Raw genomic sequence first — 13348 nt, 5'->3', positions numbered from 1 at the left:
TACTGCAGGGGGGACCCTGTGGGAGAGTAGGACGCCGCCGAACAATCATTAGGGGAAGGCCCCGCACCGTTTATGGTGCGGGGCCTTTCTGCGTTGTACTACCGTTGCCGCATGGTTGACGAATATCAGGTCCGCTCCATACGCGCCGACGAATGGCCCGCCGTCAAGGAGCTGCGGCTGCTGGCGCTGCAGGACCCGGTCGCGCATCTGGCCTTCTTCGAGAGCTACGAGCAGGCCGTCACCCGGCCCGACTCCTTCTGGCGGGACCGGGCGGCCGGCGCTGCCGAGGGGGCCGAGGCGGCGCAGCAGATCGTCGCCGAGGGGCCCGGCGGGGAGTGGCTCGGGTCCATCACCGTGCTGGTGGAGGAGGCCGGAACGACGGACTGGGCGGGTCATCCCGTCGAGCGGCGCCAAGGGCACGTCGTCGGCGTGTACGTGCGGCCGGAGGGGCGGGGGAGCGGGCTGATCAAGGCGCTGCTCGACGCCGGGGTGACGTGGGCCTGGGGGAAGGGGCTGGCGCGGGTGCGGCTCTTCGTGCACGTCGACAACGGGCGGGCGCAGGGCGCGTATCGCAAGGCGGGGTTCGTGCCCAGTGGGCGGACCGTGCCGTTGGGGGACACCGGTGTGCCGGAGTTGGAGTTCGTGGTGGAGAGGGCCGGCTGACGTCAGACGGGGAGTTCGTCGTGCGGCCAGCGGGCGCGGCCCTGTTCGCGGGAGCGGAGCAGGGCGAGGGTCGGCAGGCCCCGGTCGGCGCCGGTGGCGAGCAGTTCGGGGAGCTGGGCGAGCGGGGCGACGGCGGCGACGTCGTCCAGGACCAGCGTGAGTGGTGGGTCGAGCCGACCGGAGGATGACCGTTCGGCCATGCGCCGGCCGTGCTCGACCACGTGTGAGACGAGCGCCGTCAGCAGCGGCATGGCGCCGGGGCTCGTCCGGGGATCCTCGATTGATTCACCCACCACGTAGAGGGTGCCCTGTTCGTCGACGAAGGAATCCAGGGCGAGCGCATCTGACCGGTTGTGGGTGCAGGACTCGCGGATGTTGACCATGGAGAGGACGGCCAGCGCGTGGGTCGTGAGCTGCTGGGCCATGTCGCGGCGGTCGGGGTGGGCGGTCAGGGCCGCCTCCAGTTCGCCGGCGGCGCCGGGCGCGGCCTTGGGGCTGGTGCGCAGGACGCGTACCGCGTCCTGGAGGCCGGCGCCCTGGGACCAGCGGTGGACGTGCCGGACGGTGCGGCCGTCGACGGCGGCGGCGTGCAGGTAGCTGCGCAGCAGGAGTTCGGCGGTGTCGGCGACGGCCTCGTCGAGGCGGGCCGTGGGTCGGACCGGCGTGAGCAGGGCGGCGGCGCGGGCGACGGCCGTCTGCTTGTCCTCGCAGCCCGCGGTGGGGGACCAGTGCAGGCGGGCCGGGGTGTCGCAGCGGTGCGCGGGGTCGTAGAGGTGGACGGGGCCCAGTTTGGCGCGGGCGTCCTTGGTGTCCAGCCAGAGGGCCGGGCTGGAGGTGACGACGAGGGCGGCGCCCTCGGCGTCGCGTACGGCGCGTACGGCGGCGGCGTGCCGGGTGTCGGGTGGGCCGTAGTGGACGGTGCCCAGCGGGGTGTCCAGGGGGCCCGTGACGGGGTCGGGGCGGGGCGGCGCGAAGGTGGCCGCCGGGACGTCCGAAGGAGCGACCGTCGCGGCGACCGGAGCGGGCTCGGGGGCTGGGCGCGGGGCCGGTACCTCCTCGCGTACCTCCGCAGGGGCCGGGGCGGGCTGCTCCATGGCCACCGCCGGCGGGGCCACCAGCACGTTCCGCTCCGCGCGTCGTCGCTGCCGTACCGCGCGCCAGCGGGCCACCGTGCCCGCGACGAACACCGCAAGGACGACCAGGACCATCAGCTGGCCGATGAACAGGCCCCAGAACAGGCCGTACCCGGAGAGGGCGTCCTCGGGGGCGTCCGGCCAGGCGCCGGGGAGGTCGTGGGGCTGGCCGGCGAGGTGGCGCATGGCCGGCGGGGTGCCGCCGAAGGGGACGCCGGCCGGCCAGGCGCCGTGCGCGAACAGGCCGGCCAGGCCGGTCGCGGTCCACACCAGCAGGGTCATGCCGAGCAGGAACGCGAGCAGGCCGATGAGCAGGCCGTCGGGGATGCCACCCTGATGCTCCCGACGCCGTTCGTCCATCACGCCACCGTCGATTCGGACGAGTCGCCCAGATGCTGCTCCACGAAGGCCGCCGCCCGTTCCTCCGCCTCCAGTTCGGCGGCGCGCAGCGCGTCGTCGGCGAAGTCGCTGGCGGACTCGGTCATCGCGCGGTCGGTGAAGACGAGGGGGCGTTCGGTCTCGGTGATGAGGTGCTTGACCACCTGGACGTTGCCGTTGACGTCCCACACCGCGATGCCCGGGGTGAGGGAGGGGATGATCTCCACGGCCCAGCGGGGCAGGCCGAGGACGCGGCCCGTGGCGCGGGCCTCGTCGGCCTTCTGGGCGTAGATGGTTCTGGTGGAGGCCATCTTGAGGATGGCCGCGGCCTCGCGGGCCGCCGCCCCGTCCACGACGTCGGATAGGTGGTGCACCACCGCCACGAAGGACAGGCCGAGCCGGCGGCCGAACTTCAGCAGCCGCTGGAACAGCTGGGCCACGAAGGGGCTGTTGATGATGTGCCAGGCCTCCTCGACCAGGAAGATGCGCTTCTTCCGGTCGGGGCGGATCCAGGTGTGTTCCAGCCACACGCCGACGATCGCCATCAGGATGGGCATGGCGATGGAGTTGCGGTCGATGTGGGACAGGTCGAAGACGATGAGCGGCGCGTCGAGGTCGATGCCGACGGTGGTCGGGCCGTCGAACATGCCGCGCAGGTCGCCGTCGACCAGCCGGTCCAGGACGAGGGCGACGTCCAGGCCCCAGGCGCGCACGTCGTCTATGTCGACGTTCATCGACTCCGCCGACTCCGGCTCGGGGTGGCGCAGTTGCTCCACGATGTCGGTGAGGACGGGCTGGCGCTCCAGGATGGTCTCGTTGACGTAGGCGTGCGCGACCTTCAGGGCGAAGCCGGAGCGCTCGTCGAGGCCGTGGCCCATGGCGACCTCGATGATGGTGCGCAGCAGCGCGAGCTGGCCGGTGGTGGTGATCGCCGGGTCCAGCGGGTTGAGGCGGATGCCGTGGTTCAGGGCGGCGGTCGGGTCGAGGCGGATGGGGGTTATGCCCAGCTCCTCGGCGATGAGGTTCCACTCGCCGACGCCGTCCTCGCCCTGGGCGTCCAGGACGACGACCTGGCGGTCGCGGAAGCGGAGCTGGCGCAGGACGTACGTCTTCTCCAGCGCCGACTTGCCGTTGCCGGACTCGCCGAGGACCAGCCAGTGGGGGGCCGGGAGCTGCTGGCCGTAGAGCTGGAAGGGGTCGTAGATGTAGCCCTTGCCGGAGTAGACCTCGCGGCCGATGATCACGCCGGAGTCGCCGAGGCCAGGGGCGGCGGTGGGCAGGTAGACGGCCTGGGCCTGGCCCGTGGAGGTGCGGACGGGGAGGCGGGTCGTCTCCACCTTCCCGAAGAGGAAGGACGTGAAGGCGTCGGTGAGGACGGTCATCGGGTCCCGCATCAGGCTCAGCCCCTACCTTCGGATGCCGGTGGCGAACGGAAGTGTGTTCACGAAGGCGCGGTGGTGCTCGCGGTCGCACCACTCCAGCTTCAGGTACGACTTTCCGGCCGAGGCCCTTATCGTCCGCTTGTCGCGGGCCAGCGCCTCCGGGGAGCGGGAGGAGACGGTGATGTAGCCGACCAGGTTGACGCCGGCGGCGCCGCTCGCGAGGTCCTCGCCGCGCTGGTCGAGGCGGGAGTGCGCGGCGATGTCGCGGGGGTCGACGGTGCGGTTCATCTTGGCGGCGCGGGAGGCGTCGGCGACGTCGTTGGTCTTCTCGGTGAGCATGCGCTCGATGGCGATCTCGGTGGGTTCGAGGTCCATGGTGACGGCGACCGTGCGGATGACGTCGGGGGTGTGGACGAGCAGCGGGGCGAGGAAGTTCACGCCGACCGGGGTCATCGGCCACTCCTTGACCCAGGCGGTGGCGTGGCACCAGGGGGCGCGGGTGGCGGACTCGCGGGTCTTGGCCTGGAGGTAGGTCGGCTCCATGGCGTCCAGCTCGGCCGGCCAGGCGTTGCGCCGGGTCATCGCCTGGATGTGGTCGATGGGGTGGTCCGGGTCGTACATGGAGTGGATGAGGGAGGCGAGCCGGCCCTGGCCGAGGGGCTGGCGGACCCGGATGTCGGCCTCCTGGAGGCGCGAGCAGATGTCGGTCAGCTCGCGGGCCATGACGACGGCGAGTCCGGCGTCGCGGTCCACCTTGCGACCGCCCTGGGGGCGGGCGGCGCGGGCCATGGTCTGGGCCTCGGCGGCGAGTTCGCGGTTGAAGTGCATGCAGGCGACGAGGTAGGCGCGGTGCTGCTCGCTGCTGGTGGACACCATGGACTGGAGCTGGTCGTACGAGTCCTGGAGCCAGGGGAGCGCCTTGACGTCGCCGCGCTGGGCGACGTCCTTGGCGTGCGCGTCGGGGTCGGCGGGCAGGGTGCGGGCGAGCATCTGGATGCGGGTGACGAAGCCGTCGCCGTTGGCCACGTGCTTGAGCAGGGTGCCGAAGCGGTCGACCAGGGCCTCCTGGTCCTCGGAGTCGCGCAGGCCGACGCCGGGGCCCTCGATCTCGATGGCGGCGGTGACGGTCTTGCGGTCGGCGTGCAGCAGGACGGCGATCTCGTCGGGGCCGAAGGGCGCGGCGAGCCAGGTGATGCGGCCGATGCCGGGCGGCGGGCCGACCTCGACCTCGCGGCCGTCGAGGCGGACGCCGGCCTCGGCGGCGGTGGAGCGGTAGGCGGTGCCGCGGCGCAGGGAGCGCTTGTAGCTGCGGTTGATCTCGAACCACTTGTAGAACGTGCGGTGCTTGTAGGGCACGTAGACCGCGGCGAGGGCGAGCAGGGGGAAGCCCATGAGCAGCACGATGCGCAGGGAGAGGACGGGGACGAGGAGTCCGCACATCATGCCGAGGAACGCGCCCACGATGATCAGGGCGATCTCGCCGGTCTCGCGGTTGCGTCCGACGATCGCGTTCGGCCGGGCGCGGCCGATGAGATACGTACGGCGGGGCGTGACCGGATGGGACAGGTGGGACTCGGTCGTCAACGCCCTTCACCTCCCGTGCTGTTGTTGCTGCTGTTGCGGGTGCGTCCGGCGTGCGGGCTGTTGATGGGGCTGCCGGAGCGGGGTGCGGGTGCGGCGGAGGGGACATTTCCGCCGCCGCCGCCGTTCGAGGCGCGCGTGCTGTGCGCGGCGACGCCGCCGGAGGCGGGGTTGGCGGGGCGGGCGCCGGAGCCTCCGGTGCTCTGGGCCGGCTGGCCGCTGCCGTTGTGGCGGGTGCTGTGGGTCTTGATGCCCTGGGCGACGAGGGTGGCGGGGCTGCTGATCGCGGCGGCGGCCTTGCTCTCGGCGCCCTGCATGATGCGGTTGTTGCGGCCGCCGGCGATGTCGTCGCCGAAGCCGGGGACGAAGCGGTAGATCATCGCGGAGGCGAAGATGGCGAGCAGGATGATCGCGAGGCCCGAGACGACGGCGGAGAAGGCGTCGGGGCCGTCGTCGGCGGAGAGGGCGCCGGCCAGGCCGAGGACGATGACGATGACCGGTTTGACCAGGATGACGGCGATCATGATGCCGGCCCAGCGGCGGACGTGGCCCCACAGGTTCTTGTCGACGAGCCCGGCGTAGACGACGGTGCCGAGGAGGGCGCCGACGTAGAGCAGGGCGGCTCTGATGACGAGTTCCAGCCAGAGGACGCCGGCGGCGAGGATGGACACCATGGAGACGACGACCAGCATGATCGGGCCGCCGCCGATGTCGTTGCCCTTGGTCAGGGCGCCGGAGAAGGTGCCGAAGAAGGTGTCCGTCTGGTCGCCGGTGGCCTTGGCGAGGACGTCGGTGACGCCGTCGGTGGCGGAGACGACGGTGTAGAGGATCAGGGGGGTGAAGGCGGAGGCGAGGACGGTGAGCCAGAGGAACCCGACGGCTTCGCCGACGGCGGTGGTGAAGGGGACGCCGCGGACGGCTCGCTTGGCGACGGCCAGGAGCCACAGGAGGAGGGTGAGGATGGTGGAGGCCGCGAAGACGACGGCGTACTGCTGGAGGAACCGGTGGTTCGTGTAGTCGACCTTGGCGGTGTCCTGCACGGCGTCGCTCAGCTTGCCGATGGTCCAGGCGGCGGCGTCGGCACAGCCCCTTGCGAGGGAGCCGAGCGGGTCGAGGGCGCTGGTGGGGTCGGAGGTGACACCGCCCTTGAGCCCTTCACGCGCGCCACTGGAGCCGTTGCGTTCGCAGTACTTCCTAGCGGGGCCTGCAATGAGGGAGCAGGGGTCGTCCTTGGTCGGCTTCGGGCTGGGAGCTGCGGCGGCACGTGTGGCCACCAGGACAGCAGCTGCTTGAAGGCCGGTCACCAAGCCGGTGAGCTTGAGCGCGCGGTGCTGGCTACCGGGCATACGTGAAGCCTCCGAACTCCTGGACCGCCTTGCCCATCTCGTCGGATCCCGACACGGGGCTGTCTCCCGGGACGGGAGTGGGGCCGGCCTTCTGACTGGTCTCTCGGACCTTCCAGCCCCCGCCGTTCCAGGCCAGGGTCATGGTGACGGTGAACCAACTGTTCGACACGGGGGTGGTCGACTTCTCGCCCGTGAGTCCGAACAAGCCGTTGCACCACACTTCGACGGTGGCGGCGGAGTCGGTGAAGGACGTGACCTTGGTGCCCGCCGGCAGCGTTCGGCTGACGAAGGTGACCCCTGCGGGAGCCGCACCCGACTCGGTCAGGCCGATCTTCTTGAGGAAGTCCACCGAGTAGTCGGCGTCGAATCCGGACTGCAGACGGTTGACCGCGCCGGAATCTGCGATGCCCTGCACCAGGTCGTCCCGCTTGCCCTTGTCGAACATCTCCGCCGAGCCCAGGGCCACCGCATAGTTCGCCGCCGCGCTCTGTGCCCCCTGGTCGTCGTGGGCGTAGCCGGAGGAGACCGGGCGGGTGCCTGTGGGGGATGTTGAGGTGGAGCTGGGCTTGTCGGCCGTGGTCGGTTTGGAGGGGGAGTCCTCGTCGTCGCCCCGGTTCGCGAAGGCGATCGCGGCGATGAGGAGGACGACGACGCCGACCACCGTGATGAGGCTGCGGGAGGAGGAGCGGGGGGGACGGCGGGGGTCGCCGGGGGGGTCGGGCAGGCGGGTCCGGGTTTCGCCGTAGCCGCCGGAGGTCTGGTCGTCTCCGAGACTCATGCCGCCAACGCCCCCTCGACGTCGTGCCTGTCGTGTGCGTACGACAGTAGTGGTGTGTGGTGACGGGACATCAGGGAGCGCAACCTCAGCAGGCTAGACGGCCATGCCGTACACGATGGTGAAGAGCGTGCCGAGCGAGCCGATGATGAACACGCCCGTCAGGCCCGCGATGATGAGGCCCTTGCCCTGCTCCGCGCTGAACGTGTCGCGCAGCGCGGTCGCGCCAATGCGCTGTTTGGCGGCGCCCCAGATGGCGATGCCGAGGCAGAGGAGGATGGCGACGGCCATCACCACCTCGATCATGACCTTGGCCTCGTTGCCCAGGCTGCCGAAGGGGCCCCAGTCCGGAGCGATCCCCCCGATGATGGTGTTGATGTCTCCCTCGTCGGCCGCAAAGAGCATGTAAGTCACCGCCCCTAGTGGGTAGTTCCGCGCCCCCTGCGGTGCGCAGAGGTCAGACCCCATTGTCGCCGACGACGGCGCTGTCGTATGTCGACTTGGCGCCATCGTGTGGGCGGGTTTCGTGCAAAGGGTCGTATGGTCACTCTGTGTATCACGTGAGGTTACGCCGGGCAATGAGGCGGACCGGAACCTGACGGGTTGTCGCGTCGTTGTGCCCTCTTGCGGTTACAGCGGCCGGGAGATGGGGGAAGGTGGAGCCGTGCGGAAGGTGTGGGTGGGCGGTGGCGTCGCGGTCGGGCTCGGCCTGAGCTTCGTCATGCTGCTCGTCGTGGGTGTGTACGTCGTCGCCGGGAACCTGACGAACGGGGTCGGCGGGGGCGTCAGGAAGCTGGCCAAGGGGGCGGTGCCGGCCGCGTACCAGCCGCTGGTGGCGCAGTGGGGGAACCTGTGCCCGGCCATCAACCCAGCGCTGCTGGCCGCGCAGTTGTACCAGGAGAGCGGCTGGAAGCCGGACGTGGTCAGCGGCGCCGACGCGCGTGGCATCGCGCAGTTCATCCCGGGCACCTGGGCGGCGCACGGCATCGACGGGGACGGCGACGGGGACCGGGACATCTGGGACCCGAAGGACGCGATCCCGTCGGCGGCGTCGTACGACTGCGAGCTGGCGAAGTACGTCAAGGACGTGCCCGGCGACACCACGAACAACATGCTGGCCGCCTACAACGCGGGGGCCTACCGGGTGATAAAGGCCGGCGGCGTGCCCGGGATCAGCGAGACGCAGAACTACGTCCGGATCATCCGTTCGCTGGAGGAGAGCTTCGCCGCGCCCGTCAGCCGGGTCGACCCCTCCGAGCAGGCGGCCGGGGCGATCGCGTACGCGCAGCAGAAGCTCGGGACGCCCTATCTGTGGGGCGGCAACGGGACGGCCGACCAGGGCGGGCGGTTCGACTGCTCGGGGCTGACCAAGGCCGCGTACGAGAGTGTGGGGGTGAAGCTGCCGCGGGTCGCCAACGACCAGTACAACGCGGGGGCGCACCCGGCGCGGGACGAGCTGCTCCCCGGGGACCTGGTGTTCTTCTCGGACAACCTGACCGACTCGCGGACCATCCGGCACGTGGGGATCTACGTCGGCGGCGGGTACATGATCGACGCGCCGCGCACCGGCGCCGTCATCCGGTTCGACCCGATCGACACCCCGGACTACTTCGGGGCGACCCGGGTCACCGCGGAGGGCGCGAAGGCGTTGCCCGCCGCTGTCTGAAACAGGCCGCTGAACCGAGCGTGAACCCCTGCCCTGAGCTGCGTGGACGCGTATCTCTTCGATAACGTCTGCGTGATCTTTCGGTGGAGCCTGGAACGGAACGGCGGGACTCGTGCGTTCCTGTTCAGGAGATAGGTGTGCGTACCACGCGCGCCGCGGAGATGACGAAGAAGGGGCCGCTGCGCCATGGCTGGACTCGCCGAATCCGGGTCGAACCCCGACGTCGAGCTGCTCTACGACATCAACGGCCTGGCCAAGGACGCTCCGCACTGGGTCGACCGGGTGATGGAGTTCACCGGCGAGTACGGGCTGCTGCTGGCGATCGTGCTGCTGGTCCTCGGGTGCTGGTGGTCCGTGCGGCGCCGGGGCGGCGAGGAGGCGGCCCCGACGGTCGCCGCGCTGCTGTGGGCGCCGCTGGCGGCCGGCGTCGCGGTGCTGGTGAACGTGCCGATCCGGGGGTTCGTCGAGCGGCCCAGACCCTTCAAGGACCACCAGGGCCTCGAGGTCCTCGTCTCCGGCAAGGACGACTTCTCCTTCGTCAGCGACCACGCCACCCTCGTCATGGCGCTGGCCGTCGCGCTGTTCGTGGCCAACCGGCGGTTCGGCGTCGCCGGGATCGTGCTGGCGCTGCTCGGCGGGTTCTGCCGGGTCTACATGGGCGTGCACTATCCGACGGACGTCGTCGGCGGCTTCGCGCTCGGCACGGCGGTCGCGCTGCTCCTTTCGCCGGTCGCCATGGCGCTGCTGACGCCGCTGGTCCGAGCCGTCGAGCGGTCGCCGCGGGCCGGGTGGCTGGTCAGCGCGCGCGGCCGGGCGGCGTACACCGGGCGGGACGCCCTGATCCCGGGGGCGCGTCAGGAGACCGCGGGGGCGGCGGAGGAGCGCGACCTCGCCGCCTGAGCCGCCATGAGCCCGGCCACGCCCGCCCCCCCTGAGCCCCGCTACAGGGACTGGGCGTAGGTGAAGACGCGGTCCGGGTCGTACTGGTGCTTCAGCTGGGCCAGGCGCGGGGCCGCGTCGCCGTAGTAGGCCGTGCGCCAGTCCGTCAGGTCCGGGTCGGCGTAGTTCTGGTAGGCGGCGCCGGAGGCGTGCGGGCGCATCGCGCGGTGCGCCGAGGAGAGCCAGGCGCGGGCGGCGGCGCCGTCGGTGCCGGGGCGCCAGGAGGCGAGGTACTGGGCGAGCATCCGCGAACGCCGGTGGGTGAAGGCGGTGGCGGTCGGCGCGACCCGGTTGACCGCGCCGCCCAGCGCGGTGAAGGCGATGCTGCCGGTGCCGCCCCGCAGCGGGCGCAGCTGGGCCAGCAGGGTGCGCAGGCCGGCCGCCGACAGGGAGCGGTCGAAGAAGTCCGAGCGGGCGGCGTACGTCTCCCGGCCGAGGGCGCCGTGCGGTGAACGGCCCGGGGTGGACCCCGGCAGATGGCAGCGGGCGTCCCCGCCGAAGGAGGCGCAGCCGGCGTACGCCTCCATGGACTGCTCGTAGCCGTTGCGGCGCAGCGAGACGTGGCTCGCGGAGGCGCCGGCGCGGCCGGCCAGGCGGTCGAGGGCGTTCTGCAGCTCGCCGTAGGTGCCGAGCGAGAAGGCGGCGACGGAGAGGCGGGGGGTGCCGCCGGGGTGGGTCTCCAGATGCAGGGAGGACCAGATCTCGTCGGGCTGGGCCGGGCCCCACTCCTGCCAGGCGCGCAGCACCGCGGCGGCCTTGGCCCACGGCCAGCTCAGGTAGGCGGTGACCGCCTGCGGGGCGGGGTGCGTCTTGAAGCGCAGCTCGGTGACGACGCCGAAGTTGCCGTTGCCCGCGCCGCGCAGCGCCCAGAACAGGTCCTTGTTCTCCCGGGCGTCGGCGGTCAGCTCCTTGCCGTCGGCCGTGACGAGGCGGGCGCGGGTGAGGCTGTCGCAGGTCAGTCCGTAGGCGCGGGAGACCACGCCGTGGCCGCCGCCGAGGGTGAGCCCGGAGATGCCGACGGTGGGGCAGGAGCCGGCCGGGACGGTGACGCCCTTGGCGGCCAGGGCCCGGTAGACGTCGATGAGTTTGGCGCCGGCGCCCACGACGGCCTCGCCGCCGCTCGCCCGGACGGTGTTCAGCCTGGAGACGTCGATGACCAGGCGGCCGTTGCCCGAGGACCAACCGCCGTAGGAGTGGCCGCCGTTGCGGATGGCGACCGGGACCTTGTGGGCGCGGGCGTAGGACAGGGCGGTGCGGATGTCGGCCGGGTGGGCGACGTAGGCGACGGCGGCCGGGGTGAGGGTGTCGAAGCGGGTGTTGTAGAGCTGGCGGGCCGTACCCCAGGTCGCGTCGCCGGGGCGGATCAGGGAGCCGTCCAGGGACTTCGCCAGCGCGCTCCAGGAGGCGGGGGCGGAGCCGGCGGTGGCGGTGAGGCGGGGGGTGGCCGGGGAAGTGCGGGCCGCCGTGGTGGCGTTGGGGGCGTTCGCGCCGGGGGCCGAGTCCGGCGCCGGGTCGGCGCCGCCGCCGGTACAGGCCGTCGCGGTCGCGGTGAGCACGGCCGCCGTGGTGCCGCCGAGGAACGTACGCCGGTCCATGTCGCCTCCGCCTCGCGTGGGTTCACGGGGACAGACGGGCCGGGCCGGTCAGGGGTTCCCGGGGTCAGCCGGACGTGTGGCCCGCCGCGTCCGTACGGGCCTGGCTCCTGGCCCTGCGGGCCGGGCCGCGCCAGCCGCAGGAGCAGCGGGCGAGGCAGAAGGGGCCCTGCTCGACCGTCGTGGTGTCGTGTACCGGGGCGTCGGGGGGAGCTTCACTGCCGTCCTGCTGCGCCACGCCTCCACGTTACCGGCCCCACCCGAGCGTCGTTCACCGGGCAGGCAGAGGAACCGTAGCGGGTGTGAGCGCTGGGGCAGGTGGCGATGGGCGGGCGGGCGAGGCGGCGGCCGGGGACCAGGACGGGCGGCGGGGTCGCCGTCGCCGGGACGGTGGTGTGCGTCTGCCTGGCGGGGAGCGGGTGCGCGGAGCAGGGGGCCGCCGCGCAGGGGGCGCCCGCCGGGGATCCGGTGGCGGTGCTGCGCGGGGCGGCCGGGCGGCTGGTGGGCGCCGGCAGCGCGCAGACCCGTACCGCGATGGAGATGGCCAGCGGCGGGACCCGGGTGACCGTCCGCGGCCAGGGCGTCTACGACTTCCGGGCGCGGCGCGGGCGGCTGAAGGTGCTGCTGCCGCAGGACCCGGCGGGCGCGAGCGAGCACCGGCCGATCACCGAACTCCTCGCGCCGGGCGCGCTGTTCATGAAGAACCGGGGCGCCGGGGTGCCCGACGACAAGTGGGTGCGGGTGGACACCGGCTCGCTGTCCGACGGAAACCTGGTCACCGGCGGCGCGACCGACCCGCTCGCCGCGGCCGAGGTGCTGCGCGGGACGCGTACGGCGACGTACGTGGGGCGGACCGAGGTGGCCGGCACCGCCGTCACGCACTACCGGGGCACCGCCGACCTGGCAGGCGCGGCGCGGGCGGCCACCGCCGCGGGCCGGCCGGCGCTGGCCGCGGCGGCCGAGGGGTTCGCCACCGCCGAGGTGCCCTTCGACGTCTATCTGGACGACGCGGGGCGGGTCCGCAAGCTGCGGCACCGGTTCAGCTTCGTCAACGGGCAGCGGGCGGGCACCGTGGCGGTGGCCTCGACGACGCTGCTGTACGACTTCGGCACGGCGGTGCGGGTGCGGCTCCCGGCCGGCGGCGACATCTACGAGGGCACGATCGCGGACGGCGCGGACGCGATGCCGGGTGGCGGTGGGGAGGGGGACAGCGGCGGTGGCGGTGGCGGTGAGGACTAGCCCGTCCGTGCCATGCGCGGTCGGTAGCCGCTCCCTACTCTAGGAAGTCGCATGGGGCGGAATCCGGCAGAGGAGAGGTGACGCGTGTGGCTCCGGTCGGCGGTGGGGCGGTCATGGACCACGTGGATCACGTGGCCCTCGCCGAGATCGAGCTGTGCGGGGAGCTGATCATCGCGGCCTCGGCCGCGCGGGGGCCGCTGAGCCTGGCGTGCATCGACGAGGTGCTGCGGGTGGGCGAGGAGCCGGCGCCCGGCGACGACCGCTAGCCCGGGCTCAGGTGCGCAGCAGGCGGGCGATGGCCTTCGTCGCCTCCTCCACCTTGGCGTCGATCTCGTCGCCGCCCTTGACCGCCGCGTCGGCCACGCAGTGCCGCAGGTGCTCCTCGAGGAGCTGGAGGGCGAAGGACTGCAGGGCCTTGGTGGAGGCGGAGACCTGCGTGAGTATGTCGATGCAGTAGACGTCCTCGTCGACCATCCGCTGCAGCCCCCGGATCTGCCCCTCGATGCGGCGCAGGCGCTTGAGGTGCTGGTCCTTCCGCTTGTGGTAGCCGTGCACGCCCTCCGTGTGATTGCTCACGGCCTCGGTGGTCGTCATGGCGTCGCCCTCCTGGTACTGGTAAGCCGGACATATACCCCTGGTAGGTATATGTTACTC

General features: G+C 72.3%; 14 protein-coding genes. 5 read left to right on the top strand and 9 right to left on the bottom strand.

Annotated elements, in window-relative coordinates:
• Positions 1-111: 111 nt before the first annotated feature.
• Positions 112-663 carry a GNAT family N-acetyltransferase gene (locus tag ACGFZL_RS30755; protein WP_393696672.1) on the top strand — a complete coding sequence of 184 codons (552 nt, stop codon included), beginning with the start codon at positions 112-114 and terminating at the stop codon, positions 661-663.
• A gap of 2 nt (positions 664-665) precedes the next feature.
• Here the strand turns inward: ACGFZL_RS30755 and ACGFZL_RS30750 are convergent, their stop codons facing one another.
• The 6 genes from ACGFZL_RS30750 to ACGFZL_RS30725 all read right to left on the bottom strand — a co-directional run bounded on the left by ACGFZL_RS30750 (position 666) and on the right by ACGFZL_RS30725 (position 7663).
• Entirely contained in the window at positions 666-2156 is a 1491-nt protein-coding gene (locus ACGFZL_RS30750; protein WP_393696670.1) for a type VI secretion protein, read from the bottom strand.
• Positions 2156-3568, bottom strand: a complete 1413-nt coding sequence (locus ACGFZL_RS30745) for an ATP-binding protein (protein WP_393696668.1) — start codon at positions 3566-3568, stop codon at positions 2156-2158. The genes ACGFZL_RS30750 and ACGFZL_RS30745 overlap by 1 nt, the downstream gene beginning before the upstream one ends.
• Before the next feature lie 12 nt (positions 3569-3580).
• Positions 3581-5140 (bottom strand): SCO6880 family protein, encoded by a 1560-nt coding sequence (locus tag ACGFZL_RS30740; RefSeq protein ID WP_393696666.1) that lies wholly within the window; start codon positions 5138-5140, stop codon positions 3581-3583.
• A complete protein-coding gene (locus ACGFZL_RS30735) occupies positions 5137-6483 on the bottom strand; it encodes a hypothetical protein (RefSeq protein ID WP_393696664.1) in 1347 nt (448 codons plus the stop codon). Before ACGFZL_RS30735 ends, ACGFZL_RS30740 begins: the two co-directional genes overlap by 4 nt.
• Positions 6473-7261 carry a hypothetical protein gene (locus tag ACGFZL_RS30730; protein ID WP_393696662.1) on the bottom strand — a complete coding sequence of 263 codons (789 nt, stop codon included), beginning with the start codon at positions 7259-7261 and terminating at the stop codon, positions 6473-6475. Before ACGFZL_RS30730 ends, ACGFZL_RS30735 begins: the two co-directional genes overlap by 11 nt.
• Before the next feature lie 93 nt (positions 7262-7354).
• Positions 7355-7663: a hypothetical protein gene (locus ACGFZL_RS30725; protein ID WP_019526682.1), complete on the bottom strand. Its 309-nt coding sequence runs from the start codon at positions 7661-7663 to the stop codon at positions 7355-7357.
• A 241-nt stretch (positions 7664-7904) separates the two neighbouring features.
• Between ACGFZL_RS30725 and ACGFZL_RS30720 the strand changes: the two genes are divergently transcribed.
• Positions 7905-8924, top strand: a complete 1020-nt coding sequence (locus tag ACGFZL_RS30720) for a bifunctional lytic transglycosylase/C40 family peptidase (protein ID WP_355172644.1) — start codon at positions 7905-7907, stop codon at positions 8922-8924.
• Positions 8925-9110: 186 nt separating this feature from the next.
• On the top strand, positions 9111-9824 hold the full coding sequence (locus ACGFZL_RS30715; protein ID WP_393696660.1) for a phosphatase PAP2 family protein: 714 nt from the start codon (positions 9111-9113) through the stop codon (positions 9822-9824).
• 41 nt (positions 9825-9865) lie between these two features.
• On the opposite strand, the gene ACGFZL_RS30710 is transcribed toward ACGFZL_RS30715, so the two are convergent.
• Both ACGFZL_RS30710 and ACGFZL_RS30705 read right to left on the bottom strand, forming a co-directional pair.
• Positions 9866-11458: an FAD-binding oxidoreductase gene (locus ACGFZL_RS30710; RefSeq protein ID WP_393696658.1), complete on the bottom strand. Its 1593-nt coding sequence runs from the start codon at positions 11456-11458 to the stop codon at positions 9866-9868.
• Positions 11459-11522: 64 nt separating this feature from the next.
• The gene (locus ACGFZL_RS30705; protein ID WP_355172639.1) at positions 11523-11693 is read right to left on the bottom strand and encodes a hypothetical protein; all 171 of its coding nucleotides are present in this window, start codon (positions 11691-11693) and stop codon (positions 11523-11525) included.
• An 86-nt stretch (positions 11694-11779) separates the two neighbouring features.
• Between ACGFZL_RS30705 and ACGFZL_RS30700 the strand changes: the two genes are divergently transcribed.
• Both ACGFZL_RS30700 and ACGFZL_RS30695 read left to right on the top strand, forming a co-directional pair.
• Complete coding sequence (locus ACGFZL_RS30700; RefSeq protein WP_393696656.1) at positions 11780-12694, top strand: hypothetical protein; 915 nt, start codon at positions 11780-11782, stop codon at positions 12692-12694.
• A 77-nt stretch (positions 12695-12771) separates the two neighbouring features.
• Complete coding sequence (locus ACGFZL_RS30695; RefSeq protein ID WP_355172635.1) at positions 12772-12960, top strand: hypothetical protein; 189 nt, start codon at positions 12772-12774, stop codon at positions 12958-12960.
• A gap of 7 nt (positions 12961-12967) precedes the next feature.
• Here the strand turns inward: ACGFZL_RS30695 and ACGFZL_RS30690 are convergent, their stop codons facing one another.
• Positions 12968-13288 carry a metal-sensitive transcriptional regulator gene (locus ACGFZL_RS30690; RefSeq protein ID WP_393696654.1) on the bottom strand — a complete coding sequence of 107 codons (321 nt, stop codon included), beginning with the start codon at positions 13286-13288 and terminating at the stop codon, positions 12968-12970.
• Positions 13289-13348: the final 60 nt, after the last annotated feature.

Source organism: Streptomyces sp. NPDC048182 (assembly GCF_043202555.1).
Lineage (GTDB): Bacteria > Actinomycetota > Actinomycetes > Streptomycetales > Streptomycetaceae > Streptomyces.
Note: the sequence above shows the minus strand (reverse complement) of the source record. Positions and strands in the feature narration are given on the sequence as shown.